This is a genomic window from Isoptericola sediminis (assembly GCF_013085345.1).
Lineage (GTDB): Bacteria > Actinomycetota > Actinomycetes > Actinomycetales > Cellulomonadaceae > Isoptericola > Isoptericola sediminis.
In genome coordinates this window covers 52395-78821 of sequence record NZ_JABFAJ010000011.1, presented here as the reverse complement: position 1 = coordinate 78821, position 26427 = coordinate 52395, and the positions used below count along the sequence as shown (strand labels likewise).

The window sequence follows — 26427 nt, the reverse complement described above, 5'->3', positions numbered from 1 at the left end:
CGCTGCGGCGACCTCATAGCCAGGTGCCCCTCACGACACCCCGGGCGGCGGCTTCGGCGATGCGACGCGCGTCCTCGACCGTGACGGGTGATCCAGGCGTCAGTGCCTCCAGCGTCAGTCCGTTGACCAGCGCGATCAGAGCCGACGAGGTGTCGGCGACCGACGACACCTCGAGCGCACCCTCCTCGGTGAGCACCTCGAGCCATCGCCGCAGGTGTTCGTGCGACGTCACCACGGATGCTTCGAGGACGCGGCGTGCGTGTGCGGAGGGCTGAGTTGCCAGTGCTGAGACGTAGAACGCGAACCAGGCGTCGAGCTGTCCGCGATCGGCGCTCGATGCCGGCAGGAACTGCAGCAGGGCGTGGGCGAGCCGGTCAGCCGGTGCCACGTCTCGGTCGAGGATCACCGACTCGTCGAGCATCCCGTCGACCATGTCGGCAACCACGGCGTCGACGAGCTCGCGCTGCGACGGGAAGTAGTGCCGCAGCGTTCCGACGCCGATGCCCGCCGCGGCGCTCACCGCGCGAACAGTGACCGCACCGACGCCGTCACGGGACGCGAGCTCGCGGGCCGCGTTCAGGATCGCGGTCCTGCGATCTTTTGGAGCCGACATGATGCGAGGCTAGCACGCTGTACGAGTACGCCGTGCTAGCGAATCCTGGCGGATTCCGTGTGGTGTGGCGTCCCGAGCAGAGGTGACTGCGACCGACTGGCTCGCTGTGCCCAGCCGGCAACTGGCGCGAGAGGGTCCGGAATCGCGGCCGACGAGTTCGAGCGCGCAGGCTTCGCTGGCCGCCCGCATTCCGGCTCAGATTCCTAGACGCGCTCACAGCTTCATCGCAGTCGATGCTGCCGAGGCCGACTTCTTTGTGCCGATCGGGGCGGCGGCGAGTGAAACGTCGCCCGGCGATCAGGTCGTTCCGCAGCCGGCGTGGGATGGCCCGTCCTGGGCGAAGAGGAAGCGGTCCGTGGGCGACCACAGGTGTTCGTCGTCGCAGCGGTACCCCCGCAGCCAGGAGATGCCGTCAACGACCCGGAGGTAGAAGCCCTTGGGGTACTCGTCGTCGTCCGTCAAGGGTGCCGAGGCCACTGTGACGGCGCCGTCCGGTGCGCGGCCGCGCGACAACACCAGATCGGTGGAGGCTGCCTGGCCGGTCCAAGCCAGGCGCAGGTAGGGAGCGGTGGCGGCTGGGCACAGACCCAGGCCGCGACGCGTCGCCGCGGCGAACACTTCGCTGAGCGATGCACCGCCGCCGAGCCCCAGCTCCGCCACCGAGACCTCAAGGAGGGTCAGCCTGCGCCCCGCGGCCTCGTCGAGGTCGATGTCGTCGAGGAGCCTGCGCGCGTGCACATTGAGCCGCACTCCCGCGACGTCCATGGCTGCCAGCAGCTCCGCGCGGGCCAGTCGGCCGATCAGGACGTCAGTTCTCGTGCCCGGTTCGGAAGTCGTCACCCCGCCATCCTGCCCGCCGAGCACCAGACCTCAGGTGTATGGGCGACGGTCATGCGCCCGCGAGGTGCAGCCGCGCACGATGTGCCGAGGGCCCGTCGAAGCCGATGAATCTGTGCGCCGGACCGCTTTCCGCGGGGAGGTCCGACCAAGGCGCGCCGGTACTAGAGAGCATCGAGCCACGGGTGATCGGGTCGCACTTGTGCGACGGCGGACCGCAGCCACTGCTGTTGCTGCTGGTCGAGTCGAGGGAGGAGGGTCTCGGCGTCCGCGCGGTCTTTCTCGCGCGCTTGGTGGCGGCCGGGTCGAGCACCGCCCGCGGAGCGCGCCGGTCAGGAGCCCCTGCGTTGCACGATGACTGCCGTGAGGGTGGTCATGGCCCAGGTCGTGTGCTGTTCCCTGGCTTCCCAAGTCACGAGGTCTCCCGGTCCGACGTCGGTGGGGACGTCGTCGTCGCCGGCGACCTGCCCGGTGCCCGCCACGACGTAGAACGCCTGGTCCCGTCCTGCCGGATGCTTCGGGAGCGAGGATCCCGGCTTGAGGACGGCGATGTCGACACGGACCTGCTCGGTGTCGAGGCCCGGGGCAAGCATGGTCATCGACACGCCAGCGGCACCGTCGAGCGGATTGAGGGCGGGCCGCTCGATGCGCATGGTGACCAACCTACGGCGCGAGGTCCACGCTGGAGTGCACGACGGCGCGGCGTGCCGCGATCGCCCAGATGCCGTCACGTCGCTCGAAGGAGTCGAAGTAGCTTCCCGCGGAGAGGACCCACCGCCCGTCGGCGACCTGTGTCAGGGCGGCGACGTCCGACACTCCGTCGGCTGTGTCCCGTCCGGTCAGAGTGATGGACGTGTTGGTCGTCCAGTGGTGCATCTGCGGCTGAGCGTCCCACTGGTGCTCGATGGCGGCACGGATCTGGTCGCCGCCGACGAAGCGCGCCACGCCGACGTCCCACACGCCGTCAGCGTGGAAGGTCGCCAGGAACCGTCCGAGGTCTCGCTTGTCCGCCCCGTGCGCGTACTCCGCGACAACGCGGTGCAGAGCTTGGATCGACTCGACCTGGTCGAGGCGTGACTCGAGGTCGGCGTTGCGGCTCATCTCGCCATGCTGGTCGACGGTGCGCGGGCTGGCCATCACAGCGGGCGGCATACTTTGCACGACCCACGCGCCACGCCCGAGATCGCGCAAGGTATGCGGGCGTGTCCGCGCAATCTGCGCTGCACGTCGACAACTGCCAGCGACGCTCATGTGATCGGTCGCAGCGGACCTGACCTGCCAAGGTGTGCGGATGACTGGCGTGGAGTGGTGGGACGTTCTCGACGAGGCCGGCAAGCCGACGGGGGAGGCGTTCCGTCGTGGTACACCGGGATGGCCAGCCGGACGGTTCCACCTGATCGTGGCGACCTGCGTCGTCCGTGCGGACGGCTCGGTGCTCTTGACCCGTCGCGCGGTGACGAAGTCGGAGTTCCCCCTGGCGTGGGAGTTCCCGGGAGGTAGCGCACTTGCCGGCGAGTCGAGCCGCCGAGCAGCACAGCGCGAGCTGCGGGAGGAGACGGGCGTCGAGGTGGCGGAGGACGAGCTCGAGCTCGTCGGCCGCTTCCGGGAGCAGTCGGCTCTGCTCGACATGTACGTCGTCGCCGTTCAGGGAGTGCCGGTGGTGACCGTGGATGAGGCCGAGGTCGACGACGCGGCGTGGGTGACCTGGGATGACGTCGGAGCCCGCCTTGGCGCAGGGCGGATGGCAGAGCCTTGGGTCGATCGGCTGCACGCGCTCGGACCGGGCCTGCGTTCCGCCGCAGTCCCTCGTTGACGGAGCGACTCATCGAACAACGTGCTTCTCCGCCGTGCCGGAAACGTGACGGCGGGCGTGGGGCGACCGGTGCGCCGGTACCCCGTGCGGTGCTCCACCGGCCGAGCGGCCCTAGCGAGATGTATCGCCGTCCTCCGGGGGAAGGTCGTGGACGTACTCGAGCAGGTCACCTGGCTGGCAGTCGAGTTCGCGGCAGATGGCCTCGAGGGTGGCGAGCCGGACCGCCTTGGCCTTGCCCGTCTTGAGGATGGACAGGTTCGCCACGGTGATCCCGATGCGGTCGGCGAGCTCGGTCAGGGTCATCCTGCGCTCGAGGAGCATCCGGTCGAGACGGATCACGATCGCCATCAGACCGTCAGCCTGCGTTCATCCTCGATGGAGGCACCGTGCCTCCCCGGCGACGAGGACGCAGCGCGCTCCGACGCGGTCCGCGACGGCGCCACCCACGACCAGCAGGACGACGCGCGGCAGGCCGTTGAGGATCAGCACTGTTGCCGCCGTCGTCCCGCCGAGGCCGGCCGCGGCCCACCCGAGCGCGAACATGAGCACGGCGCTCCCGAGCTGGGAGACGGTGACGCCGGCGAGCCAGGCGAGGTAGCGGCGGGGCAGATGCTGTTCGGGGGCGTCGACGACGGTCATACCGGCACGCTCCTGCCTCGACCGGGTCGAGGGTCAACGTGCGAGTCCGGGCTCGATGAGGACCGATGAGCGGAAGACGTCGGACTGGCAATCCGCCGTCGTGGCGGTGGGGGCCTTCCTTCGTGAGCGCCCCACACCGGTGCACCTAGTCGGCTGGTCACCGGGCGCGACGATCGCCCAGGAGGTAGCCCTTGCTGACCCCGAGGTGAGTGCGCTGCGACCGCCAAGAGGGCCGCGTCGCACCGCGATGACGGGGTACGCTAACTTTCCGCCATGAAGCGGTTCCTTGACATTCCGCGATGTAGGCGTACCTTGACAGACATGGACGGGACGAGCGCTGCCGGCATCGGCGCCCAGCTGCGCGCCGCCCGTCGTGCGGCGGGTTGGACACAGCAGGAGCTGGCCCGACGGTCAGGAGTCTCCCGACCGACCGTCGGGCTCATCGAGCGGGGGCACCCGAACGGCGAGCTAGGCAAGGTCCTGGCGATGGTCAAGGCGCTCGGTCTGCAGCTTCGCCTCGAGCAGGGCCCCGCCCAGACCTTCTCCCTGGACGTCCTCGAGGCGGAGACCGAGCCGCTGTGACCCGGGAGCTGGCGGTGCTGCTCTACGGTCGGCAGGTCGCCACCGCGGCGCAGGATACCCACGGGCGCCATCACCTGATCTACGAGCCGGGCTACACCGGCCCCGACGCGACCCCGGTGTCGACGTCGATGCCGACGGTGTTGGAGGTGCACGCCGGCAGACCCGTGGACGCCTACATGGCAGGTCTCCTGCCCGACGGCCTGGACGTCCGTGAGCGCTGGGCGGACCGGTGGGGCGTGTCGGCGACCAACTCCTTCGGCCTGTTGGAGCACATGGGGCTGGACTGCGCCGGCGCGGTGCAGTTCGTCCCTCCGGAGGGCGTCGAGCAGGCGCTGACACGCCCGACGCAGCTGACGGCACTGTCCCAGGAGGACATCGCCTCCCGGCTGGCCGCGCTGCGCACGGATGACACGTCCTGGGCGGTGTCCGGCGAACGGTGGTCCCTGGCCGGAGCCCAGGGCAAGTTCACGCTCACCCGCTCCCGGGAGGGCCACTGGAGCGAACCTGAAGGAGCCTCACCCTCCACCCACATCGTCAAGCCCGGCATCAGCGGCTACCGCGACCAGGCCCTGAACGAGCACCTGTGCCTGCGGGCGGCTTCCGCGTGCGGGCTGGAGGTCGTTGCCACCGAGTACACCGCGTTCGCCGGCCAGCCGGCCCTCGTGATCGCCCGCTACGACCGGCGCCGGTCCGGCGATCTGGTCGTCCGCCTGCACCAGGAAGACATGTGCCAGGCGCTGTCGGTGTTCCCCCGCAGGAAGTACGAGGCGTCCGGCGGGCCCGGCGTCGCGCGGATCGCGGAGCTGTTGCGAGACCGGAGCACGCGACCTGACCGTGACGTGCGAGCGTTCCTGACGGCGGTCGCCTTCAACTACCTGATCGGGGCGCCCGACGCGCACGCCAAGAACTACTCCGTTCTCCTGGCGGGCTCCCAGGTACGCCTCGCGCCCCTGTACGACGTCGCCTCGGGGCTGCCGTACGAAGCCACCGAAGCCGATGCCGAGCTGGACCGCTCGGCGATGTCGATCGGCGGGCACCGGATCTTCGGTGACGTCGCCGGTCGCCACTGGGACCGCATGGCGCGCCTCGCGCGCTTCAGCCCGAGGCAGATGCGCGAGATCGTGGCCGACCTCGCCGAACGACTTCCCTCCGCGCTCGAGCAGGTCGTCAGCATGCAGGCGCACGCCGATGACGAGCTCGGCGTGCGCCTGATCGAGCGGGTGGGGGCCCTGTGTGCCACCACGCTGGACCAGCTGAGGCATTGATCCCTGCGGCGACACGGCCGGACGCCGGATGCCTCGCCTCGCTGATCGAGCGGCATCAGCCGTCCGGGAACAGCGGGCCGGTGAGGCTGCTCGAGCCGTCCGTGAGCTGCCACTGGACCGTCGCGTCCTGCCAGAGCTCGGCCGGGTCTGTGCCCTGGCCGCTTGACGCGGTCGGGCCCCAGACGGCCCAGTAGCCGTTCGACACGTCTGCCTCCAGCACGTCTCCGGCAGCGGTGGTGACCCGGACGAGCTCGACGTCGTCGCCGGCGACGCCGACGGCGACCTGCTGCACGCTGGAGCCACCGGCACTCACGGCCCAGGCCTCGTTGTCAGCAGGTTCCAGCGTCTGTCCGGAGGAGGAAAGGTAGGCGAGCCGCTCATAGGGCGGGTCCGCTGCCTGAATGCACGCGCTCATTCGGTGGTCGTCGACGTTGGCGTAGACGACTACTCCCCACTGTCCGCGCCGCTCCTCAAGGACCGGGTCAACGAGTCCGCCAGTTCGCCAATCTCTGCCTGACCGGCACTCGGCGCGGCGGGACGCCGCGATGGGGTTCCACTCGTCCACACCCGGCCAGGCGTCGTTGAGCGAGAGGCTCTTCGAGCTGCCATCGGCGAGGGACCACTCGAGAGTGACCTCGGCCCCGTCAGGGATCTCATCGTCTGTGAGATAGGTCGACCAGTACCCCTTGTCCGACACTTCGGCCTCGACCACGGCGCCCGAGTCGCCTTGCAGATTGCCGCTCCCCTCCTCGCGGGACCAGGCAACCTCCACGACGACGCTGCTCACCTCGCCACCGGCGACACCCCAGACGAACGCCCCGTTCTCGGTCACGACATCGACCGGCAGCACGTCTCCCGCGTCGATGTCGACATCGGGAAGGTGGGTGGTCGAGAGCGTGCTCGTCGACCCGCCGGCGAGATCGAGGCACACGCCGGCGAAGCGGTCGTCGCCGACAACGACCGTCCATCCTGCATCGCCGTCCGACCCGTCGGAGACGGCGTGCCAGGTGAGCCCGGCCGGCACCTCGGCGGGCGCCATCGTCGCGTCGATGCGATCGGCGCACGACTCGTCGGTGGAGGTCAGCCATGCCGGCGCGACGTCGGGCCCGAGGGGCGAGAGCACGACGGCGGTCCCGGTCGCGGCGACCACACCGGCCATCGATGCGGCCAGGGTCCAGCGCTGACCCCGTCGTCGGCGGGCGAGTTGCCTGGCGTCGAGCGGGGTGATGACGTCGACCTGCTGCTCCTCGAGGTACACCTCGTGGGCGCCCGTCCCGCTGTCCGGTCCGGACTCGGGTACGGCGTGGCCGGCCGCCGTCGAGCCCTCAGGCGTCGCCACCCCCGCGTCCAACGCGGCGCGGGCCGCCGCGAACCGTTCGGGGTCGGGGGAGGTGGTGGGGGCGAGGCGGGTCAGGCGGGCGTCGATGTCGTGGTTGCTCATGCCGACCTCCTCGAGGACGCGGGGGCGCTCGCAGGGCGAGCGGTGGAGCGGGTGCCGGTGCGGGTGCTGTCGGTGCTGTCGGTGGCGGCTTTGAGACGTCGTCGTGCCCGGTGCAGGCGGACGTGCAGCGCGGTGGTGGAGCAGCCGGCGACGTCGGCGGCCTGGGTGGGGGACAGCCCGTCCCAGGCCACGAGCAGGATCGCCTCGCGCTCGCGGTCGGTCAGCGCCGCGAGCCCCCGCAGCAGCGTGTCGCGTTCGGTGGCGAGATGCTCGGGGGTGTCGTCCGCAGGGGCGGCTGCCTGCAGGCGGGTCAGCTCGGTGTCGAGCTCGCGTCGCCGGACCTGGGCGCGCGCGGTGCTGCGTCGCAGGTTGCGGGCCACGACCAGCAGCCAGGGCAGGGCGTGCTCGGGCACGTCGTCCACGCGGCGCCAGGCGACCAGGAACGTCTCGGACAGCAGGTCCTGGGCGGTGTCGGGGTCGGTGTGCCGCAGCAGATAGGCGTGCACCCGCACGGCGTGCGCGTCCCACAGCACCGCCAGTCGCGCGGCAGCGTCTTCGCCCGGTCGACCCAGGTCGACTTCGTCCTCGGAGGTGCTCACACCACGTACTGTCCCCGCACGGCCGAGACTTACGTCAGGTCGCAACACCGGATCAGTGATCGTCGTGCGGTACGAACCCGTTCGCCACGATTCCCGGCGGCCTGTCCGGTGCGACCTGCTCTGATCTCGTCGCGACAAGCAGGAGCACCGCCGTGATCGACACCGTGGCGAGGCCGATCGCCCCGGAGAGGACGACGACGTCCCGCGCCGGACCAAGGAGTCCGGGTGTGCCGAGGGCGTTGCCGAGGGCGGCGGTGCCGGACATGACGGCGGCGAGCATGGACCAGATCTGCGCCTGCTGGGCACGGGGGACGTGCTGGTAGACGAGCTGGCGGATCCCGACGTTGTGGACGGCGTTGCCGAAGCCGCCGACGACGAAGACGACGCCGATGACGACGGCCACGGCGACGATTCCCTCGACGAGGATCGCCAGCGACATCAGCAGCCCCCCGACGAGGACCGAGATCCGGATGCCGAGCACGTTGGCTCGCCGCCCGGTCCACCACGCGCCGCCGAGGGACCCCAGGGCCCACAGCGCCAGCAGGCAGGCGTAGACGAAGGGCGTGGGGGCGACGTCCTGGAGGTAGAAGACGCCGGCGACGCCCTCCATCGAGGTGATGAGCACGATGCCGAGGACGACAGGTGCGAAGGCGCGGGCGGCGGCCAGCGACCGGGCGGTCCGGGCCCCGAGCCATACGTCGTGCCACCGGGTCGCGTCGAGGTCGACGTGCACGAGACGGGGAGCGGTCGTCGCCGCACCGGTGCCCGCGACGACGGCGAGTCCGGCCAGGACCAGGAACGCTCCGGCGTTGCTGGTGGCGCCGGCAGACAGTGCTCCGAGGGGTGGTCCGGCGATCGCGGCGAGCGATCCCATACCGACGGCATACGAGCTCGCGGTCCTCTCGTCCAACCCCGGGGACTCGGGCAGAAGCTTGAACGCGGCCGCGTTGACCACGACGGACGCGACGGCCTGGAGTCCGGCCAGCGCGACCACGACGGCCGACACGTCCGTGCCGGCCACACCGAGGCAGCACACCGCGGTGACCAGCAGCGCCCCGGTCCAGGCCCATCGGCCGGACGTGCGATCCACGAGCCAGCCCAGCATCGGGCCGAGCAGCACCGGAGGCAGCAGGTTGGCGACGACGACCGCCGTGACGAACCAGCCGACTCCCGTCGCCGAGGACGACAGCAGCAGCAGGAGGAAGAACGCCGCGTCGACCAGTGCGCCGGTCGCGACGACCGCCAGGAGCAGACGGGTCCGGCCGGTTCGGCGCCGTCGAGCAGAAGCCGGCGGCCGTTCCGTCCCCAGCTCCTCGGTGTTCCGCACAGGTGCTCCTCGAAGGGTGTCGGTGCAGGGTGAGCTGCGCCGACCCTGGCAGGCGGGCGTCAGCCTGTGCAACGGGAATCCCGAGTCCGGCGAGCTGCTCTCGGCTCAGGGATGCTCGGCGCCTCCCAGCAGAACGTGCGTCGAGGCGGGGGTGAGGACCGGGTGCTGTAGAGGCGGTGCACGCGGGCCGTCGCCCCCGTGGACCTCGTGAGCGGACTCGCCGGTGTGCCAGGGGTGTGTGCCGCGAGGACGCTGGCGGGGAGTCGCTCACCACTTCTGACCGGGCCTGCACAGCGACTCCGGTCCGACGTGCCCTCGGCATTGTCCTGTCCAGCCAGGAGCGAGGGAGCTTGGTGGTCAAGCACGCTGGCTAGCGAGAACGGCGGTGGGCCCTCGCGGGGAGCGAGGGCCCACCATGGGCGACGGTTGCGCGTCAGCCGATGCACGGCCTTCTGCAGGGGAGTCTGAGCGTCAATCGACCTTCCAGGCGCGCAGCTCCCCAGCCACCGGCAGCACCGTGCTCAGGGGCGTGATGGGTCCACCGAGCACTCCGTCGAGCGACGAGATCTCGATCGTCGGTCCGTCGACGACGACGCGGAGCGCCCCGCCCGTCCACGGCATCTCGGTGGTCTTGCACCCCGGCCGGTCGAGCCGGACGACGCCGTCGGCGACGGAGACGGTGGCGCTCTCCAGGTCCCCGGCGGTGAGCACGAGACGGTCCCCGCCAGGGTGCGGCTCCCACTCCGCGTCGATCACCTGGTCGCCGTCCGCGGCCTCCCGTCCGCGTCGTGCGTCGAGGTCGGGGTGCGGGGTGGCGACGAGGCGCTCGCCGACGACGGACAGGACATGGGGAACGCTCAGGCAGCTGCTCCATCCGGCGTCGTCGTCACGCACGCCTCGCATCCAGAACATCAGGCACGGGCGACCATCACGGTCCCGGAAGAAGGACGGTGCGTAGTAGCTGTCGCCGAAGCTGAGCCGGCCCCAGGTGTCGGCCTCGAATCGACCGTCGGCGTAGGACCCGATCGCGTAGCCGGCGTAGTGCAGCACGTCGTCGTCCCAGATCGAGCTCACCATGACCCAGCGACCGTCGACCTCGAAGAACTGGGGGCACTCCCACAGCGCCCCCATCCAGACCGGTGAGCGCTCGTCGGTCGAGCGGGACGCGGCCACGCCGTCGTAGGCCCAGTCGGTCAGGTCCGTCGAGGTGTAGGTCAGGGCCATGGCCGTGCCGGCGCGGTCCGCGGCGCCCACGAACATGCGCCAGCCGTCGTCCTCGCGCAGGACGAACGGGTCGCGGTAGGCGATGAGGTCGAGGTCGTCGGGCGCCTCGACCAGGACGTCGCCCTTGGTCCACTCGTCCCAGGTGTCGTCAGTGGGTACGGCGACCCGGACCCGCCCGATCCCGATGTCCGGCTGGACCACCGAGGTGTACAGGATGCGCGCCGTGCCGTCCTCGGCGACGAGGCTTCCGGTCCAGATGCCGTCGTCGCCGTCACCCGGCGCGATCGCCACCGGACGCCGCTCCCAGGTGAGCAGGTCGCGGCCGACGGCGTGTCCCCAGTGGCAGTTCGGCGCCCACTCCATGCTGCCGGGCACGAACTGGTGGAAGAGGTGGTACGCGCCGTCGTGCCAGGTGAGGCCGTGCGGGTCGTTGATCCAGCCGGACTCCGCGGTGAAGTGCAGGTGCGGTCGCATCTCAGCGCCCCCCGTCGTAGGCGCGGCGGACAGCGCGCGCCTGGTCGAGGTTCCCGCGCTCCCAGTCGTCGACCTCGCGGCGGCGCTCCGCGCGCAGCGCGTCGCGTTCGGCGACGAACCGTTCCATCCGGTCGGACGCAGCCCGGCGGGCGGCCTCCTGCTCGTCGGTCAGGGGCGGCAGCGGCGCCTCGATGACCCGGTCGACGGGCCGCAGCGGCAGCCGCTCCTCCACCTCGGGCACGGTGAGGACGGGCGAGGGGAGCGTCTGGTACCAGTACGCCGTGGAGGACCAGTCGTCGGACAGATGGTTGCCGTGACCGTGCTCGAACGTCACCTTGATCCGCTTCTCGAAGCGGATCGGGTCGACGAGGTGGAACCGGTAGCTGTGGTGGAATCCGGGCACGTCCTCCTCGTGGACGATCGTCCCGTTGAACAGGTAGGCGTTGCGCTGCATGCCCCAGGCGTGACCGAAGTAGTCCTCCATGCCGGTGCCGTGCAGGCTCGGCGGCCACGTGTCGTCGTCGATGAAGATCATGTCGTCGCCCTCGCCCCACCAGGATCCCTGGAAGTGGCGGACGGCGAGGTTGCAGCCCACGTAGTGCCCGCGGCCCTCGGTCTCCAGCGCGACGTAGTTGTCCGCGCCGTCGAGGTTGGCCACCGTCGTCTCGATGCTGTTGGTCTGCAGGTCCGGACCCCACCCGCGGTTGGGCAGGGCACGACGCCAGTGGGCGTGGAAGTAGACCGTGTCGGCCGGCAGCGGTTCCGGCGAGAGCTCGTAGTCGATGTAGAAGTACTGCAGGTACGGGATGTCGTTCTGGTTCTCGACGACGACGCGGGCGCGCTTGCCGAAGGGCATCCGGAAGTAGCTGTTGAACGCCGCGCTGCCTCCGAAGGTGTGCAGCTCGGGCTCCTTGGCCGACACCGACAGCGGCAGGGAGTCGTAGCTGCCCGAGAGTGAGTTCATCAGTCCGAAGAAGTCGCCGAGCGGGGCGATGACGCTCGGCGTCTCCTGGTCGTCCCAGTAGATCTTCAGCAGGATCTTCCGGTAGTAGTCCGGGTCCACGACCTCCCAGCTGACCCCGAGGGCGTTGTGGATCTCGAGCATCGGGACGCCGACGACGTCGGGAGCGATCTGACCGGGACCCGGCTGGACGCGGCAGGACTGGGTCATCCAGATGTGGGTGATGAACCCGGGCCCCTCGAGGTCGGCGAGGACGCGCTCCTCCCCGGGCATCACGATCCAGTTGTCGCGGTTGCGACCCGTCTGGTCGAAGCTGGACGCCCGGGCGCTGCGTCCCGGTCGGGCTCGGGTGAGGTCTCCGAGGAGCCCACCGGGGGCGGGGGTGGGGGTCATGACTGTCCTTTCGCGACGACTCTGTGACCAGGAAGAACGCATCGAAACGTTTGCGTGTCTGGATTCGCAGCGTAGACGACGCGTATCCTGCGCGCAAGGACTGAAAAGCCTGTAGGTACAGGCTCCGCGACCGGTGGGGCCGACCAGAAAAATGTTTGATTGGAGTGGTCGATGGCGACCATCGTCGAAGTCGCCCGCATGGCCGGGGTGTCCACGTCGACCGTCTCGCACGTGCTCAACGGGACGCGACCGGTGCGACCGGCGACCCGCAAGCGGGTGGCGGCCGCGATCGAGAAGACCGGCTACCGCCAGGACGCCGTGGCCCGCGCCATGCGCCGGTCCCGGACGGACAGCATCGGGCTGGTCGTCTCCGACGCCGGCGAGCCTGCCTTCGCGGAGATGGTCCACGGCGTGGAGCACGCCGCGGCGGCGCGCGGGCTGACCCTGGTGCTCGCCAACTCGGCCGAGGACCCGGAACGCGAGGAACGCGCGGTGAGCACGCTCCTGGCACGCCGCGTGGACGGGCTGATCCTGGCCCACTGCGCGGACTCGGGGCGCGCCGTCAGCACCCGGCTCGACGCCGACGACGCCCGGCCCGTCGTCCTGCTCGACCGCGTGTTCGACGGTTCGCCGCACGACCAGGTGGGGGCGGACAACCGCGAGACCATGCGCCGCCTCGTGACGCACCTGCGCGGAGCGGGCCACCGACGCTTCCTGCTGGTGGCCGGTGATCAGCGGGTCCCCACGCTCGCCGAGCGCCGGCAGGGCTTCCGCGACGCCATCCCCGACGCCGAGCTCGGCGAGCAGACGATCGTCGACTCCGTCGACACCGCGTCGGTCCGCGCCGACGTGGTGGCCGCTCTCCGCACAGGCGGCGCGACCTGTGTCATCGCCTGCAGCACGCCGCTGGCGGTCGTGGGTCTCGAGTGCCTGCGCGACGCAGGGATCGCGACGCCCGAGCAGATCGCGTTCGCCGCGTTCGACGGGTTCAGCCACTCGGACCTGTTCCGACCCACGATCACGACGGTGCGGCAGCCGGCGTTCGAGATGGGCGAGGCCGCTGTCTCGTTGCTGATGGACCGGATCGCGACCCCGGAGGCGAGCCCGCGCACGCTCCGGCTCAACCAACGCCTTGAGCTGCGGGAGTCGACCGAGGACTACCGCTTCCGGGAAGCGGAATCGGCCCCCATCGCTTGACAGCCGTCGAACGGCGCGCGTAGCCTCGCAAACGATTCGCGCAAACGTTTCGCTAAGCCGTATCCGCCCCCGGGCCTCACCCAACGAAGGACGAGACATGCCTGGCTACCCCTTCCGCCGCCCCGTCGCCGCCGTGGCGACACTCGCCGCGCTCCTGCCGCTCGCCGCCTGCTCCCAGGCGAGCGACGCCGAGCAGGGCGGCCCCACGACCATCACGCTCTCCATGCAGAACCCCGACGTGAAGACCGCCGACCCCGCCACCTGGGCGATCGTGGAGGCCTTCGAGAGCGCCAACCCGGACGTCGACGTCGAGGTCAGCGGCCAGCCGGTCGCCGAGCACCTGCAGTCGCTGTCCATCGCCGCGCAGAGCGACACGCTCCCCGACGTCTTCTGGGTCTACAAGTCGAACGCCGAGGAGATGCTCGCCGGCGACCGGCTGCTGGACCTGCAGCCGATCCTGGAGGAGCAGGGCGTAATCGACAGCCTGCCCGCGACCACCGTCGAGTACTTCACGTCGGACGGCACGGTCTTCGGCGTGCCGTATCAGGGCCTGCTGACCGGCCTGTGGACCAACACCCAGGTCCTCTCCGACCACGGCCTGTCGACGCCGACCACGTTCGACGAGCTGCTCCAGGTCGCCGAGACGCTGGCCGACGAGGACGTCGTGACGATCTCGAACGGCGCGAGCCAGTCGGCGTTCAGCGTCTGGCAGTTCCTCGTGTGGCTGGACCGCTTCGGGTTCGAGGAGAAGATGGACGGCCTGCTCGACGGCTCGGAGTCGTGGGAGAACCCCGACTTCGTGCGGATGTACGAGCACATCGCCGAGCTGCGCGACGCCGGGGCGTTCTCCAGCAACGTGTCCACCCAGACCTACCAGCAGGCGGTGGACCAGTTCCTCCAGGGCGAGGCGGCCTTCCTCGACGCGGGGGTCTGGGCCGCGGGGGCGATCCAGGACTCCGAGGTCGCGCCGGACACCACCTTCTGGAAGGGCCCGACGTTCTCCGACGGCGTCGGCGAGCAGAACATCATCATGAACGTGGCCTCCGCCCCCCTCGTCGTCGCGAAGAAGGTCGGTGAGGACGAGGCCAAGCTCGACGCCGTCGAGCGGTTCCTCGGCTTCTACTACAGCGACGAGGCGCAGCAGCTCATGGTCGACAACGGGCAGCCGCCCGTCACGACCTATGAGCCGGAGCTCGACGAGAAGGAGCAGTCGGTCCTGAAGTCGGCGCTCGACGCCGCTCGGGAGGAGGGCGTGTCGACGCCCGGGACCCAGCCGGACCTCGTGTTCCCGGTCGCCGTGTCGAACGCCATCTACGACTCGATCTACGGCGTGATCCAGGACCAGCTCACCCCCGAGGAAGCCGCCGCGCTCGTGCAGCGAGCGCTCGACGCCGAGTGAGGCACGCGGGTGCGCCGCCGAGCGGCGCACCCGCGTCCCTGACCGAACCCCCAGCATCGTCGAGACAAGGAACGACCGTCATGATCTGGCTCAGCTCGCGGTGGAGGATCGCGGTGATGGTGCTGCCCGCGGTGGTCCTGTTCACCCTGTTCTTCGCCTACCCGGTGCTGTACGGCGTCGGCTACAGCCTCACCGACGCGCAGGGCTTCAGCGCTCCCCGGCTCATCGGGCTCGACAACTATGCCGCGCTGGGCGACGACCCGTTCTTCTGGCTCTCGCTGAAGAACACGGTCATCATCCTCGTGGTCAGCGTGGCCTTCCTGGTGCCGGCCTCCTTCGCGCTGGCCCTGCTGATGCAGCAGAGGATCCGGGCCGCAGGAGCGCTCCGGGCGCTCCTGTTCGGACCGGCGATCGTCGCGCCGATCCTCGTCGGTCTCGTCTGGGTGTTCATCCTCGACCCGCGGGTCGGACTGCTCAACCGGCTGCTCGTCCCCCTCGGCATCCCCGAGATCCAGTGGATCGGCGGCGACTCGCTCACGCCGTACTCCATCGCCCTCGTCTTCAGCTGGGCGAGCATCGGCTTCGCGATGACCATCTTCTACGCCGGTCTGCAACAGCTGCCCGACGACGTGATGGAGGCGAGCTCCCTCGACGGGGCGACCCGGTGGCAGCAGCTGCTCCACGTCACCGTCCCGATGATGCGCGAGACCATCGGCATCGTGTCGATCCTGCTCGTCACGAACGTCTTCAAGATCTTCGAGCTCGTCTACATGCTGACCGGCGGCGGTCCCGTCCACCGCTCGGAGACCCTGGTCAGCTACATGTACTTCGTCACGTTCACCAGCCAGCGTTACGGGGCCGGCATGGCGATCGCCGTCGTCGTGCTCGTGCTCGGCGCGCTGACCTCGCTCGTCTACCTGGCCCTCGCACGCCGCGGCCGGTCCGCATGAACTCCCGGAGCGCACCCATGACCTCTGCCACCGTCACCGGTCGCGAGACCGCACCGCCGCCCGCGCCGGCCACCGAGCGCCGGCCCGGGCGCGTGCGGCACCGGCCCACGCGGTCACCCGCCGCCGAGCGCCGCCGACGGGTACGCACGCGGATCATCGTCGCCGGCATCGCGTACCTGGTGACCTTCCTCGTCGTGCTGCCCATCCTCTGGATCGTCCTGCTGTCCTTCCAGCAGAGCGACCAGATCCTCTCGGACCCGTTCTCGGTGCAGACCCTGACCCTCGAGAACTACCGGGACGCGATCGCCACGCTGCCGCTCGTGCAGATGTACAAGAACACGATCATCATCGCCGCGGTCGCGGTGACGATCGGCACGACCGTCTCGTTCATGGCGTCCTTCGCGCTGACCCGGATGGTCTTCCGGAGACGCGGCGTGCAGTCCGCGCTCCTGCTGTACTTCCTGGCGGGGCTGGCGGTGCCCGTCTACGTGCTGCTCTTCCCGGTCTACCGTCTGGACCTGGCGCTGGGCATCTTCGGCACCTACGCCGCGGTGATCCTCCCGTACGCCGTGGTGTCCATCCCCTTTAACACCCTGCTGCTGACCGGGTTCCTGCGCGGCATGCCGGGGGAGCTCGAGGAGGCCGCCATCATCGACGGCGCCGGTCTGTTCCGGGTCTGCTGGTCCGTCGTCCTCCCGGTCATGCGCCCGATCCTCGCGACCGTCGTGATCTTCAACGTCGTGTACGTGTTCAACGAGTTCCCCTTCGTGTCGGTCCTCATCAACGACCCGGACCTGGCGACCGTGTCGCTGGCCGTGTCCAAGTTCCAGGGCCAGTACTCCGTGAACTACGGCGGGATGATGGCCGCGGCGACGCTGGTCCTGCTTCCCCAGCTCGCCATCTACGCCGTGCTGCAGCGACACGTGATCGCCGGCCTGACGGCGGGCGCGGTCAAGGGGTAGGGATCCCGCGTCGTCGCACCAGATCCAGCTCGAGAAGAGAGGCAGTGCCCATGGATGACCGCAACGACGCGGCCGACCCGTCCCCACGCGCCGACACCGTCACCCGACGTCAGGTGCTCGTCGCGCTCGGCATCGCCGCCGCGGCCGCTGTCCCGCTCACCGTGCTCGACGGCGGACCGGCGGAGATGCTCACCGCCGCGGCGGCGGAGGCTCCAGAACTCCCGCCCTACGACGCCATCATCGGCCTGATCTGACCACAGAAGGAGCAGTTCCCGTGGCCTCCACCGTCTACGACGTGACCACCTTTGCCGCGAGCGTGTCGCCGCAGGACGACATCGGGCAGGTGATCAACGAGATCATCGCCGACATCCACGGACGCCAGACCGGTCAGACCACGCGCCCCGGCGCCGTCGTGTACATCCCCCCGGGTCACTACACGTTGCGGACGACCGTGGTCGTCGACGTGGGGTTCCTGACGATCAAGGGCTCCGGCCACGGCTTCCTGTCCGAGGCGATCCGGGACGACGTCGATCACTCGGCGTGGGTCGAGACGCTTCCGGGGTCGAGCCATGTCCAGATCGCCAACGACGGTCAGGTGGGCTTCCTCGTGGACCGGACGGGCGACCCGGCGACCAACGGACGGCTCAACTCCGTCGTCTTCCAGGACTTCTGCCTCGACGGCATGAACAGCACGAAGCCCTATGTCGGCACGAACGGCAACGGCAAGACCGGCATCAGGTTCGAGTACGACAACGACGCGATCCGCGTCGAGGGCATGGGCTTCGTCTACCTGGAGGAGGCCCTCACCGTCCGCAACGCCGACGCCTACAGCATCACGAACAACTTCATCGGCGAGTGCGGCCACGGGATCAGGATGATCAACGGTTCGATCGCCGGAAAGATCACGAACAACTACATCGTCACGCCCTGGGGCGGCAACTCGATCTTCGTCGAGAACGCCGAGAACTGCCTGATCAACGGCAATAGTCTGCTGTGGGGGGCTCGCATCCAGTGCAAGGGCGTCCACCGAGCCGTGATAACGGGCAACAAGCTCGTGAGCAACTTCTCCGGGATGATCGTGCACGAGACCCCCTGCCATGAGCACCTCATCTCCGGCAACCAATTCCGGCGGATCCACGGGGACGGCGGCCCGGCGCGCAACGACGACCTCTACGGGATGCTGCACCTCAACGGTGACGACAACGCAGTCACAGCCAACCTGTTCTCGTTCGACATCGGCAGCGGGGACGTCGTCCCGGCGGGGGCCACGCCGACCGTCGTCCTCGTCAAGGGCGGCGCGAGGAATTTCCTGTCCAGCAACCAGCTCGCCGCGACCACGGCCGTGCGACACGTCGTGGACTCGAGCGCGACCTCGTCGAAGGTGCTGTGGTCGGGAACCGCGGGACAGCTGCAGGATCTGAGCTCGAGCACGTCGTTTGTGGCGACACCGTGAGAGCCCCACTCGTGCACCCCGCTCCGGACCACGACGCCCTGGTCGTCGGCGAGGCGTTGATCGATGAGGTCGTCGCCGCCGACGGTGCCGTCCGGGAGCATCCCGGAGGGAGCCCGGCGAACGTGGCGGTCACGCTCGGTCGGCTCGGCCGTCGGCCGCGGCTCGCCACCCAGCTCGGTCGGGACGACAGGGGCCGCAGGGTGCGGGAGTGGTTGTCGGCGTCGGGGGTGGTGCTGGCGCGCGGGTGCGAGCAGGAGGACCCGACGTCGGTCGCTACGTGTCGCCTCGGCGCCGACGGCGGAGCCACGTACGACTTCGCGCTGACCTGGTCACCGGACCTCTCCGGCGTCGGGACGGCGCCGCTGGTTCACGTCGGCAGCATCGCGACGCTCCTGGAGCCGGGGGCCGGTGAGGTGCTGCGGCTGCTCGAGCGATCGCGGGAGACCGCGCTCGTCACGTACGACCCGAACGTGCGCCCGACGATCTGCCCCGACCGCGAGGCGGTTCGACACCGTGTGGAACAGTTCGTCGGCCTGGCGGACGTCGTGAAGGTCTCGGACGAGGACCTCGCGTGGCTCTATCCCGGTGAGGGCGCGATGACAGTCCTGCGGCGGTGGGCGACCGCCGGACCCGCGGCCGTCGTCGTCACTCGGGGGGCCGAGGGGTCGGTGCTCCTGGCGGGGGAGTCCTGCCGGGAGGTGCCGGGACGGAGCGTCGACGTGGTGGACACCATCGGAGCCGGCGACTCGTTCATGGGCGCGCTGATCCACGGCCTGCTCGACCTGGTGCCCCCCGGAGCGGAGGCGCGCACAGGGCTGCGTGGGGCGTCGGTGGAGACCCTGGCACCGATCGTGGAGTTCGCCGGCGAGGTCGCGGCCGTGACCGTCGCGCGCGCCGGGGCCAACCCGCCGTGGCGGCACGAGGTCGCGGCCTAGGGGCCGAGCGCGACCACCGGGTCCCGGGGCTGCGCCCCGCGCGCCGCCACCGTGTCGCGCGATAGCCCCACTACGGTCATGTCGTCCGGGTCCACCGGTTCAGCGAGGGAAGGACATCGATGGGTCTCTTCGGCCGACGCGCCCGACGTGCCCGCCCGGCCGGCCGCCGTCCGCCGGAGGTGCCCGACGTCGAGGCCTCCCGGCCGGTCGCCACCGAACCGCTGGGTGCGTCGAAGCTGTGGTCCGACGGCATGGGCAAGGTCGCGACGCGCTCGGTGCAGGCACTCGCGGTGATCGCCCTCGTCGGCGTGCTGGTGTTCGCGAGCACCCGGCTGACCTTGGTCGTCATCCCGGTGCTCATCGCACTGGTCCTCGCGGCGGCGATCTCACCGCTCGTGTCGTGGCTGCGTCGCCGGGGGGTGCGGTCGATCCTCGCGACGTGGCTGGCGCTCCTCGCGCTGATCGCGATCCTGGCGGCTGTCCTGTGGCTGGTCGTGCGAGCCGTCGTCGATCAGTGGGACGAGCTGCGGCGCCAGGCCCTCGACGGCTTCGACTCCCTGCAGACCTACGTCCAGGACCTGCCGTTCCAGATCTCCTCCGAGCAGATCAGCTCGGTGCGGGACTCCGCGGTGAACTTCCTGCAGTCCAGCGCGGTGGGGTCCGGTGCGCTCCAGGGGGTGTCACAGACCGCGGACTTCGTCGCGGGCTTCTTCATCATGGTCGTGGTCCTGTTCTTCTTCCTGAAGGACGGCCCGGCGATGTGGGAGTTCCTGCTGCGGCCGTTCGACGGCGAGGCGTACCAGCGCGGCCGACGCGTCGGTGCGGCGACCATCCAGACCCTCGGCAACTACGTCCGGGGGACGGCGATCGTGGCGGCCGTCGACGCGATCGGCATCGGGATCGGCCTCGCGATCGTGGGCGTCCCCCTGGCGCTCCCGCTGTCGGTCCTGGTCTTCCTGCTCGCCTTCATCCCGCTCGTCGGTGCGACGCTGGCGGGCATCCTCGCGGCACTGGTCGCACTGGTCGCCGTCGGCCCGGTCGAGGCGCTGATCGTCGTCGCGATCGTCGTCGGCGTGAACCAGCTCGAGGGCAACTTCCTCCAGCCGATCGTCATGGGCCGGACCCTCCGGCTGCACCCGCTGGTCATCCTGTTCGCCCTGACGGCCGGGACGGTGCTCGTCGGCATCACCGGCGCGGTGCTCGCCGTGCCGATCGCCGCGTCGATCTGGCGGGCGATCCAGGTGTGGGACGGGCCCGACCTGCCGGCGAAGTTCGCCCGGCAGAAGCGGGTCGAGACCGTCTGACGGCGTCGGCGGTCAGCTCGGTCGTCCCGCTCCCGAGATCCATCGTCAGATGCTCGCCCGGAGGCCGGGCGGGTCCACGCCGCCTGCCTCGGCGGCAGGGTGGCGGGCATGGTGGACACGGACCGTGAGGGAGTCCGTCGCAGGGGAGGTCGTGTCAGCGACCGGCGTCACCCACCAGACGGCTCCCGAGCCGACGACCTCGACCGGCCTGTCCATCCCCCGGACGACGAGGGCCGTGTCCTCGTCGATCGCCACGGCGCTCGATGCCAGCGCCCTGCCGACCACGTCGACGGCTCGACCGAGGGTTCCGGCCTGTGCGGCGTGGGTCTCCACCGCCCACGGCACGAGGCCCAGGCCCGGTCGCACATCCACCTCCTCGAGGCCTTCGGACCACTCGACGGGGCACACGTCCGCTCCCGAGGACCGATGCCCGCCGAGGATCGAGGCGCCGGAGGCCACCATGGCACCGGCGGAGAACCCCAGATACGGAGCACCCGAGCGGACGCGGCGCCTCATCGGAGCCGCGACGGTGGCGAGCGCTCGGTGATACACCGGAGTCGGCCCGCCCCCGACCACGAACGCGTCGTAGCGATCGATCTGCTCGGCGGTGACGCCGTCGGACAGCGGGAGGACCTCCACGGCGTCGGCCGTGTCCGAAAGCAGCGAGACGTAGTCCGCGGCGTAGTGGTCGGCGCTGTCGCGGTCCCCGGCGAGGAGCAGGGCGACCCGTCGTGCGCCGCGGTCGTGACAGGCCCGGACGAACGGCTCGACGACCTCCGGGGAGCGGGTCGAGTCCGGTCCGCCGCCGACCAGGGTGATCGTCATGACGCGACGGTAGTGGCCCGGCGCGCCGCTGACCAGGCGATTCAGGGCCGGGTCTCCTGCACGATGACGGCCGTGAGCCGGGTCGTCGCCCAGGTGGTGTGCTGCTCGCCGGCCTCCCAGGTCACCAGGTCACCCGGCCCGACGTCGGTGCGGACTTCGTCGTCGGCGGCGACCTGACCGGTCCCGGCGACGACGTAGAACGCCTGGTCCCGTCCGGCAGGATGCCGGGGCAGCCGGGAGCCGGCGTCGATCACGGCGACGTCGACGCGCACCCGCGCCGGGTCCGTCCCGGGGCGGAGCATGCTCATCGCGACGCCGGCAGCGCCGTCCAGCGGCACGAGGTCCAGATGGTGGATACGCATGGGTGGGAACCTACCCGGGTGGCTCCGGAGCCCGGCGGCCGCCTCCGCCCGGCGCCGGACCCGCTACCTTCACCTCGTGCATCACGTGCGGAGAACGGCCCGGTTCGTGGCTCTTGTCGCAGGTGTGCTGGCGATCGCCGACGGCTTCCGGTGGGGCAACCGCTGGTACGTCTCGACGATGTACGGCGGCGCGGCGGACGGCGGCGCGCTCGCGGTGGAGAGGCTGGTCGCCGCGCACAGCGCTCTGGTCAGCGGTCTGGGTTGGCTGTGCCTGGCGGTCGCGGCCGCAGCCCTGGGATGGCGCCTCCGGATCGTCGCGGCTCCGGGCTTCCGCTAACGCATGCCTGCCAGGAGCAGGTGGGTGAGCCTGCGGGCGTCGTAGCGGCCGTCGTCACCGGAGAAGAGGCAGAGGTTGCCGATGCCGCGCATGAGCTCGTAGCCGCTGATGTCGACGGCGACCTCTCCGTCCTCGCGCGCTGCGGCGAGGAGGCGGTCGCAGATCGGCACGAGGCGGTCGAGGAAGTAGTCGTGCAGCCCGCTGCCCGACTCGTCGCTGGTGCGGACGGAGGCGAGGCCGTGCTTGGTCGCCAGGAAGTCCACGAAGGCGTCGATCCACTCGCTGAGTGCGGCGAAGCGTGACGAGTCGCCCTGGACCAGCGACTCGCCGAGGTCGACGCACGCGTCGACCTGGTGGCGGTAGACGGCGGCGACGAGCTCGGCACGGGAGGGGAAGTGCCGGTAGATGGTGCCCATCCCGACCCCGGCCTCGGCGGCGATGAGCCGCACCGGGGCGTCGATCCCTGACTCCGCGAACACCCGCGCCGCGGCGCCGAGCAGGGCCTGCTCGTTGCGCCGGGCGTCGGAGCGCCGCGTCCGGGACGGAGCCGCGGGCTCGCTGCGGTCGGACTCGGTGGTGGGCATGACAGGACTCCTCCTTGCTAAACGGAGCATCGCTCCGTATATTTAACGGAGCAGCGTTCCGCTTCAATCATGCCAGACCTTCGCTGCACCGCACCATCCTCATGACAGGAGAACGCTCATGCAGTACCGCACGCTCGGGCACACCGGCATCCAGGTGAGCAGCCTGGCGCTGGGCACGATGAACTTCGGGAAGATCGGCGGCACGACGCAGGCCGACGTCGACACCCTCGTCGGCACCGCGCTGGATGCCGGGATCAACCTTGTCGACACCGCCGACGTCTACAGCGGCGGGGAGTCGGAGGAACTGCTCGGCAAGGCCCTCGTCGGCCGCCGTGACGACGTCGTGCTCGCCACCAAGGCCGGCCTCCCGATGGGCGACGGACCTGGCCAGAGGGGTGCGTCGCGGCGCTGGCTCACCACGGCGCTGGACGCGAGTCTGCGCAGGCTGGGGGTCGACCATGTCGACCTGTTCCAGATCCACCGGTGGGACCCGGCGACGAGCGACGAGGAGACTCTCGCGGCGCTGTCGGATCTGCAGCGGGCCGGGAAGATCCGTCACTTCGGCACCTCGACCTACCCCGCCTACCGGATGGTCCAGGCCCAGTGGGCAGCCGCCGAGGCGAAGCTCGGGCGGTTCGTCACGGAGCAGCCCAGCTACTCGATCCTGCAGCGTGGCGTCGAGCGGGACGTGCTGCCCGTGGCGCAGCAGTACGGGCTCGGAGTGATGGTGTGGAGTCCGCTGGCGTCGGGATGGCTCTCCGGAGCCGTGCGCCGTGACCAGGAGGTCACCACCCACCGCGCGGCCTTCATGCCGCAGCGGTTCGACCTCGCCGACCGCGCGAACCAGGCGCGGATGGACGCTGTCGAGCAGCTCGCGACCGTCGCCGAGGAGGCCGGCCTGAGCCTCGTCCAGCTCGCGCTGGGGTTCGTGACCGCCCATCCCGGCGTCACCAGTGCCCTGATCGGGCCGCGCACGCCCGACCACCTCGCCTCGCAGCTCGCGGCCGCCGAGACGGTGCTGACGGCCGAGGTGCTCGACGCGATCGACGCGATCGTGGCGCCCGGCACCGACCTGGCTGCGCACGAGAAGAACGACGCCCCGCCGGCGTTGCAGGACGCGGCGCTGCGCCGGCGGTGAGCTGAACCGCCCGTCCTCCAACCAGGTGACCCGGGGGCGCCCGAGGAGTCGGGCGCCCCCCGGTCACCTACGCGTAGTCGGCCCAGACCCGCTGCTCCGCCCCGTCGACGGTGAGCATCCCGCCGTACGGCAGGATCCACTGCGGCCGGGTGTGGCCGAACGGCACGCCGACGACGATCACGGCCTCCGGGTTGTAGCGCTGCACGGTCTCGATGACGACGTCGCGCTGCTCGGCACGCTTCTCGGCGCGTTCCGCCGGCGTGAGCTCGACGTCGAACGACGTGGTCGGCGGGCGTGCGACGACGACGGCGTCGACGGCGTCGAGCAGCCCGCGCTCTCCGAGCGAGCGCACGACGAAGCCCACCTCCCGGGCGGGAGGGAGCTCCTCGGACGTCTCGAGCAGCAGGACGCCGCCGTCGACGACGGCAGGGTCGGTCGGGAAGCGGCCCGCGGTGAGAATCCACGGCAGCACGTCGAGGCAGCCGCCCCAGGTCCGTCCGGTGACGGACCGCTCGGGCCCCGCCCACGTCCACGGCTCGGTGGGTTCGCGGTCGCCGAACGAGGTGAGGGCGGCCGGGTCCTGCCAGTCGACGCCGAAGTCCTCGGCCTCGCCAGGTTCGGTGATCTCCAGCCGCTCGCCGGTCAGCAGCGCGGCGCGCAGGGACGCGGCGTGGACCGGGTCGACGGCGGGTCCCGGGCCGAGGTGCACCTGGGTCGACCCGCCGTAATAGCCCGCGACGCCGTGCGTCCACAACCAGCTCAGCAGGTTCGTGTTGTCGCTGTGCCCGAGGAACGGCTTCGGGTCGGCGCGCACGAGGTCCGCGTCGAGGTGGGGGATCACGGTGATCTGGTCCTCGCCGCCGATCGTGGCCAGCACCGCGCGGATCTCGGGGTCGCCGAAGGCCGCGTTCAGGTCGGCGGCGCGGTCCTGCGGCGTCGCGCCGAGGCGTCGGGTGGTCGGGTACTCGACCGGGACCAGACCGGTGACCTCCTCGAGGCGCTCCATCGCCTGCTCGTGCACCGCGGGGGCGAACCCGGGTGCCGCGAACGACGGCGAGACGACGGCGACCTTGTCACCGGGGGCGGCCTTGCGGGGCGATATGAGCTCCATGTCCGTCATGGTGCCGTGGGTGTGGGCGACGGGGGAACCTGATTCCCGGCCCACCAGTCCACCGCGGCGGAGACCACCCGCTCGGGGGACCGGACCCAGCGGATGTGGTCGTTGCTGGCTCCGGCGGGCACCTCGTGGTCGGCGTAGTGCCAGCGGGTGACGGTCCCGGGTGCGAACAGGTCGCGGGCGAACGCCTCGACCGCCCGGCGTGGTGCCAGTGGGTCGTCGTCGAGGCTGACGACGAGCGACGGGGTCCCGATGGGTGGTGCGGTCGGGAAGGGCGGCCGTCCGCTCCGTGCCATCGTCGCCCACTCGCGCATGAGGGTGCGAGCGCCGGGACCGCCGAACGCCGGCCGGGGGAGGTACCCGAAGACGGCCGTCAGCGCCGGCACGATCACGCCTCCCATGAGCACGAGGTGCACGCCGCCGTAGGGGAAGTGGCGGTGGTAGGGCAGGGCTCCCGCGACGGTGATCAGCCCGTCCACCGCGCCGCCGGTCAGCGCGTAGCCCGCCGCGAGCTGCGCGCCGAGGCTGTGGCCGAGCAGCAGGACGGGACGGTCCGGGCGCTCGCGGCGTGCCGCGGCGACGGCGTCCGCGATGTCGTCGATCTCGTCCTGGTAGGCCCAGTCCCGCCCCCGGCCGGCCGTGACCGACGGGTCCTCGAAGCCGCGACGGGTCAGGGCGCGCGCGTCCCACCCGGCCTCCTCGAACGCCGCGACCACCGGCCGGTAGTAGCGGGAGCCGATGGCCATCGCCGGGGAGATCAGCACCACGGGTGCCGGCTCGCCGGAGCTCCGACCGTTCGTTCCCAGGGTGGTCTGCATCGATCTCGACTTTCCACGGGTCTCGCCGCACAGCAGTGTGAGCGCGGCACACCTGAGCCTAGGGGGCGACGAGCAGCGACCGCGTGCACGCTGCGGTCGCCGAGATCCTCGCCGTCGGTTTGGATGGTCAGGTCCCGACATCCGCTCGACTGGAGGCACACCCGTGACCCGACGCATCCTTCACGTGGTCACCAACGTCGGCCACTATGACGACCCGTCGCACCCGACCGGACTGTGGCTGTCCGAGCTGACGCACGCCTGGCACGTCTTCGCCGAGCACGGCTTCGAGCAGACGATCGTCAGCCCGCAGGGTGGACGGTCGCCGCTGGAGCCGCGGTCTCTGAAGTTCCCCGCCTACGACAAGACCGCCAAGGCCTGGCACGGCGACCCGGACCGGATGGAGCTGCTGGAGCACACCGCCGGCCCGGACGAGATCGACGCCGCGGACTACGACGCGATCTACTTCACCGGCGGTCACGGGGTGATGTACGACTTCCCCGACAGCGAGGGCCTGCAGCGGATCACCCGACAGATCTGGGAGCAGGGCGGCGTCGTGGCCTCCGTCTGCCACGGCTACTGCGGCCTGCTCAACACGCTGCTCTCCGACGGCACCCTCCTCATCGCCGGACGGCAGGTCACCGGCTTCGCCTGGACCGAAGAGGTGGTCGCGCGCGTCGACAAGCTCGTGCCGTACAACGTCGAGGAGGAGGCGAGGAAGAGGGGCGCGCGCTACCAGAAGGCGACGCTGCCGTTCGCTCCGTACACCGTCGTCGACGGACGCCTCGTCACGGGCCAGAACCCCGGCTCCGCGAAGAAGACCGCCGAGAAGGTCGCCGAGCTGCTCTGAGGCTCAGCAGGAACCTCCTGCACCTCCCGGC

Annotated in this window: 30 protein-coding genes; 14 read left to right on the top strand and 16 right to left on the bottom strand. The window is 70.7% G+C overall.

The features are described 5' to 3' along the window. Positions 1-13 precede the first annotated feature (13 nt). From HLI28_RS06255 to HLI28_RS06240, 4 genes are all read right to left on the bottom strand, one after another. Positions 14-613 (bottom strand): TetR/AcrR family transcriptional regulator, encoded by a 600-nt coding sequence (locus HLI28_RS06255; RefSeq protein ID WP_171246648.1) that lies wholly within the window; start codon positions 611-613, stop codon positions 14-16. A 297-nt stretch (positions 614-910) separates the two neighbouring features. Beyond that, positions 911-1453 (bottom strand): hypothetical protein, encoded by a 543-nt coding sequence (locus tag HLI28_RS06250; protein WP_343035696.1) that lies wholly within the window; start codon positions 1451-1453, stop codon positions 911-913. A gap of 329 nt (positions 1454-1782) precedes the next feature. Further along, positions 1783-2103 (bottom strand): cupin domain-containing protein, encoded by a 321-nt coding sequence (locus HLI28_RS06245; RefSeq protein WP_171246647.1) that lies wholly within the window; start codon positions 2101-2103, stop codon positions 1783-1785. Positions 2104-2113: 10 nt separating this feature from the next. Then, positions 2114-2551 carry a nuclear transport factor 2 family protein gene (locus tag HLI28_RS06240; RefSeq protein WP_171246646.1) on the bottom strand — a complete coding sequence of 146 codons (438 nt, stop codon included), beginning with the start codon at positions 2549-2551 and terminating at the stop codon, positions 2114-2116. A 190-nt stretch (positions 2552-2741) separates the two neighbouring features. Here HLI28_RS06240 and HLI28_RS06235 point away from each other — a divergent pair, with 190 nt between their 5' ends. After that, positions 2742-3263, top strand: coding sequence for an NUDIX hydrolase (locus tag HLI28_RS06235; protein ID WP_171246645.1), 522 nt, complete (start codon positions 2742-2744; stop codon positions 3261-3263). 111 nt (positions 3264-3374) lie between these two features. Here the strand turns inward: HLI28_RS06235 and HLI28_RS06230 are convergent, their stop codons facing one another. Together HLI28_RS06230 and HLI28_RS06225 are read right to left on the bottom strand one after the other, a co-directional pair. Next, a complete protein-coding gene (locus HLI28_RS06230) occupies positions 3375-3611 on the bottom strand; it encodes a helix-turn-helix domain-containing protein (RefSeq protein ID WP_171246644.1) in 237 nt (78 codons plus the stop codon). 18 nt (positions 3612-3629) lie between these two features. Next, a complete protein-coding gene (locus HLI28_RS06225) occupies positions 3630-3902 on the bottom strand; it encodes a hypothetical protein (RefSeq protein WP_246246465.1) in 273 nt (90 codons plus the stop codon). 321 nt (positions 3903-4223) lie between these two features. Between HLI28_RS06225 and HLI28_RS06220 the strand changes: the two genes are divergently transcribed. Further along, positions 4224-4484, top strand: coding sequence for a helix-turn-helix domain-containing protein (locus tag HLI28_RS06220; RefSeq protein WP_171246643.1), 261 nt, complete (start codon positions 4224-4226; stop codon positions 4482-4484). After that, the gene (locus HLI28_RS06215; protein WP_171246642.1) at positions 4481-5749 is read left to right on the top strand and encodes a HipA domain-containing protein; all 1269 of its coding nucleotides are present in this window, start codon (positions 4481-4483) and stop codon (positions 5747-5749) included. Before HLI28_RS06220 ends, HLI28_RS06215 begins: the two co-directional genes overlap by 4 nt. A gap of 55 nt (positions 5750-5804) precedes the next feature. On the opposite strand, the gene HLI28_RS06210 is transcribed toward HLI28_RS06215, so the two are convergent. From HLI28_RS06210 to HLI28_RS06190, 5 genes are all read right to left on the bottom strand, one after another. Then, a complete protein-coding gene (locus tag HLI28_RS06210; protein ID WP_171246641.1) occupies positions 5805-7007 on the bottom strand; it encodes a hypothetical protein in 1203 nt (400 codons plus the stop codon). Positions 7008-7186: 179 nt separating this feature from the next. Further along, on the bottom strand, positions 7187-7789 hold the full coding sequence (locus HLI28_RS06205) for an RNA polymerase sigma factor (protein WP_343035695.1): 603 nt from the start codon (positions 7787-7789) through the stop codon (positions 7187-7189). A gap of 52 nt (positions 7790-7841) precedes the next feature. Continuing rightward, on the bottom strand, positions 7842-9116 hold the full coding sequence (locus tag HLI28_RS06200) for an MFS transporter (protein WP_171246640.1): 1275 nt from the start codon (positions 9114-9116) through the stop codon (positions 7842-7844). A 471-nt stretch (positions 9117-9587) separates the two neighbouring features. Beyond that, positions 9588-10814 (bottom strand): glycoside hydrolase family 32 protein, encoded by a 1227-nt coding sequence (locus HLI28_RS06195; RefSeq protein ID WP_171246639.1) that lies wholly within the window; start codon positions 10812-10814, stop codon positions 9588-9590. A gap of 1 nt (position 10815) precedes the next feature. Beyond that, on the bottom strand, positions 10816-12168 hold the full coding sequence (locus HLI28_RS06190) for a glycoside hydrolase family 172 protein (protein WP_171246638.1): 1353 nt from the start codon (positions 12166-12168) through the stop codon (positions 10816-10818). A 171-nt stretch (positions 12169-12339) separates the two neighbouring features. On the opposite strand from HLI28_RS06190, the gene HLI28_RS06185 reads away from it, so the two are divergent. The 8 genes from HLI28_RS06185 to HLI28_RS06150 all read left to right on the top strand — a co-directional run bounded on the left by HLI28_RS06185 (position 12340) and on the right by HLI28_RS06150 (position 20368). Beyond that, entirely contained in the window at positions 12340-13365 is a 1026-nt protein-coding gene (locus HLI28_RS06185; RefSeq protein ID WP_171246637.1) for a LacI family DNA-binding transcriptional regulator, read from the top strand. 97 nt (positions 13366-13462) lie between these two features. Continuing rightward, the gene (locus HLI28_RS06180) at positions 13463-14764 is read left to right on the top strand and encodes an ABC transporter substrate-binding protein (RefSeq protein ID WP_171246636.1); all 1302 of its coding nucleotides are present in this window, start codon (positions 13463-13465) and stop codon (positions 14762-14764) included. Positions 14765-14844: 80 nt separating this feature from the next. After that, positions 14845-15714 (top strand): carbohydrate ABC transporter permease, encoded by an 870-nt coding sequence (locus HLI28_RS06175; protein ID WP_171246635.1) that lies wholly within the window; start codon positions 14845-14847, stop codon positions 15712-15714. Between the two features lie 17 nt (positions 15715-15731). After that, positions 15732-16676 carry a carbohydrate ABC transporter permease gene (locus HLI28_RS06170; protein WP_171246634.1) on the top strand — a complete coding sequence of 315 codons (945 nt, stop codon included), beginning with the start codon at positions 15732-15734 and terminating at the stop codon, positions 16674-16676. Positions 16677-16726: 50 nt separating this feature from the next. Beyond that, the gene (locus tag HLI28_RS06165) at positions 16727-16930 is read left to right on the top strand and encodes a twin-arginine translocation signal domain-containing protein (protein ID WP_171246633.1); all 204 of its coding nucleotides are present in this window, start codon (positions 16727-16729) and stop codon (positions 16928-16930) included. A 20-nt stretch (positions 16931-16950) separates the two neighbouring features. Then, positions 16951-18129, top strand: a complete 1179-nt coding sequence (locus tag HLI28_RS15925; protein ID WP_171246632.1) for a NosD domain-containing protein — start codon at positions 16951-16953, stop codon at positions 18127-18129. Continuing rightward, entirely contained in the window at positions 18126-19064 is a 939-nt protein-coding gene (locus HLI28_RS06155) for a carbohydrate kinase family protein (protein WP_343035694.1), read from the top strand. The genes HLI28_RS15925 and HLI28_RS06155 overlap by 4 nt, the downstream gene beginning before the upstream one ends. Positions 19065-19183: 119 nt before the next feature. Further along, on the top strand, positions 19184-20368 hold the full coding sequence (locus HLI28_RS06150; RefSeq protein WP_171246631.1) for an AI-2E family transporter: 1185 nt from the start codon (positions 19184-19186) through the stop codon (positions 20366-20368). Positions 20369-20413: 45 nt separating this feature from the next. Here HLI28_RS06150 and HLI28_RS06145 read toward each other — a convergent pair whose 3' ends face one another. Both HLI28_RS06145 and HLI28_RS06140 read right to left on the bottom strand, forming a co-directional pair. Further along, the gene (locus HLI28_RS06145; RefSeq protein ID WP_171246630.1) at positions 20414-21193 is read right to left on the bottom strand and encodes a Type 1 glutamine amidotransferase-like domain-containing protein; all 780 of its coding nucleotides are present in this window, start codon (positions 21191-21193) and stop codon (positions 20414-20416) included. A 41-nt stretch (positions 21194-21234) separates the two neighbouring features. Beyond that, a complete protein-coding gene (locus tag HLI28_RS06140) occupies positions 21235-21555 on the bottom strand; it encodes a cupin domain-containing protein (protein ID WP_171246629.1) in 321 nt (106 codons plus the stop codon). Positions 21556-21661: 106 nt separating this feature from the next. On the opposite strand from HLI28_RS06140, the gene HLI28_RS06135 reads away from it, so the two are divergent. Then, positions 21662-21892, top strand: a complete 231-nt coding sequence (locus tag HLI28_RS06135) for a hypothetical protein (RefSeq protein WP_171246628.1) — start codon at positions 21662-21664, stop codon at positions 21890-21892. Here HLI28_RS06135 and HLI28_RS06130 read toward each other — a convergent pair. Further along, positions 21889-22476 carry a TetR/AcrR family transcriptional regulator gene (locus HLI28_RS06130; protein WP_171246627.1) on the bottom strand — a complete coding sequence of 196 codons (588 nt, stop codon included), beginning with the start codon at positions 22474-22476 and terminating at the stop codon, positions 21889-21891. The two genes, HLI28_RS06135 and HLI28_RS06130, sit on opposite strands and share 4 nt — an antisense overlap. Positions 22477-22594: 118 nt before the next feature. Between HLI28_RS06130 and HLI28_RS06125 the strand changes: the two genes are divergently transcribed. After that, positions 22595-23614, top strand: a complete 1020-nt coding sequence (locus tag HLI28_RS06125; protein WP_171246626.1) for an aldo/keto reductase — start codon at positions 22595-22597, stop codon at positions 23612-23614. A gap of 67 nt (positions 23615-23681) precedes the next feature. Here HLI28_RS06125 and HLI28_RS06120 read toward each other — a convergent pair whose 3' ends face one another. After that, positions 23682-24734, bottom strand: a complete 1053-nt coding sequence (locus HLI28_RS06120; RefSeq protein WP_171246625.1) for a S66 family peptidase — start codon at positions 24732-24734, stop codon at positions 23682-23684. Next, a complete protein-coding gene (locus HLI28_RS06115; protein WP_171246624.1) occupies positions 24731-25549 on the bottom strand; it encodes an alpha/beta fold hydrolase in 819 nt (272 codons plus the stop codon). Before HLI28_RS06115 ends, HLI28_RS06120 begins: the two co-directional genes overlap by 4 nt. Before the next feature lie 163 nt (positions 25550-25712). On the opposite strand from HLI28_RS06115, the gene HLI28_RS06110 reads away from it, so the two are divergent. Continuing rightward, a complete protein-coding gene (locus HLI28_RS06110; protein ID WP_171246623.1) occupies positions 25713-26396 on the top strand; it encodes a DJ-1/PfpI family protein in 684 nt (227 codons plus the stop codon). Positions 26397-26427 lie beyond the last annotated feature (31 nt).

Coding starts and splice junctions, on each gene's coding strand:
- HLI28_RS06255 (WP_171246648.1), bottom strand. CDS start 613: ATGTCGGCTCCAAAAGATCGCAGGACCGCGATCCTGAACGCGGCCCGC.
- HLI28_RS06245 (WP_171246647.1), bottom strand. CDS start 2,103: ATGCGCATCGAGCGGCCCGCCCTCAATCCGCTCGACGGTGCCGCTGGC.
- HLI28_RS06240 (WP_171246646.1), bottom strand. CDS start 2,551: ATGAGCCGCAACGCCGACCTCGAGTCACGCCTCGACCAGGTCGAGTCG.
- HLI28_RS06235 (WP_171246645.1), top strand. CDS start 2,742: ATGACTGGCGTGGAGTGGTGGGACGTTCTCGACGAGGCCGGCAAGCCG.
- HLI28_RS06230 (WP_171246644.1), bottom strand. CDS start 3,611: ATGGCGATCGTGATCCGTCTCGACCGGATGCTCCTCGAGCGCAGGATG.
- HLI28_RS06225 (WP_246246465.1), bottom strand. CDS start 3,902: ATGACCGTCGTCGACGCCCCCGAACAGCATCTGCCCCGCCGCTACCTC.
- HLI28_RS06220 (WP_171246643.1), top strand. CDS start 4,224: ATGGACGGGACGAGCGCTGCCGGCATCGGCGCCCAGCTGCGCGCCGCC.
- HLI28_RS06195 (WP_171246639.1), bottom strand. CDS start 10,814: ATGCGACCGCACCTGCACTTCACCGCGGAGTCCGGCTGGATCAACGAC.
- HLI28_RS06190 (WP_171246638.1), bottom strand. CDS start 12,168: ATGACCCCCACCCCCGCCCCCGGTGGGCTCCTCGGAGACCTCACCCGA.
- HLI28_RS06185 (WP_171246637.1), top strand. CDS start 12,340: ATGGCGACCATCGTCGAAGTCGCCCGCATGGCCGGGGTGTCCACGTCG.
- HLI28_RS06180 (WP_171246636.1), top strand. CDS start 13,463: ATGCCTGGCTACCCCTTCCGCCGCCCCGTCGCCGCCGTGGCGACACTC.
- HLI28_RS06175 (WP_171246635.1), top strand. CDS start 14,845: ATGATCTGGCTCAGCTCGCGGTGGAGGATCGCGGTGATGGTGCTGCCC.
- HLI28_RS06170 (WP_171246634.1), top strand. CDS start 15,732: ATGACCTCTGCCACCGTCACCGGTCGCGAGACCGCACCGCCGCCCGCG.
- HLI28_RS06165 (WP_171246633.1), top strand. CDS start 16,727: ATGGATGACCGCAACGACGCGGCCGACCCGTCCCCACGCGCCGACACC.
- HLI28_RS06150 (WP_171246631.1), top strand. CDS start 19,184: ATGGGTCTCTTCGGCCGACGCGCCCGACGTGCCCGCCCGGCCGGCCGC.
- HLI28_RS06145 (WP_171246630.1), bottom strand. CDS start 21,193: ATGACGATCACCCTGGTCGGCGGCGGACCGGACTCGACCCGCTCCCCG.
- HLI28_RS06140 (WP_171246629.1), bottom strand. CDS start 21,555: ATGCGTATCCACCATCTGGACCTCGTGCCGCTGGACGGCGCTGCCGGC.
- HLI28_RS06130 (WP_171246627.1), bottom strand. CDS start 22,476: ATGCCCACCACCGAGTCCGACCGCAGCGAGCCCGCGGCTCCGTCCCGG.
- HLI28_RS06125 (WP_171246626.1), top strand. CDS start 22,595: ATGCAGTACCGCACGCTCGGGCACACCGGCATCCAGGTGAGCAGCCTG.
- HLI28_RS06120 (WP_171246625.1), bottom strand. CDS start 24,734: ATGACGGACATGGAGCTCATATCGCCCCGCAAGGCCGCCCCCGGTGAC.
- HLI28_RS06115 (WP_171246624.1), bottom strand. CDS start 25,549: ATGCAGACCACCCTGGGAACGAACGGTCGGAGCTCCGGCGAGCCGGCA.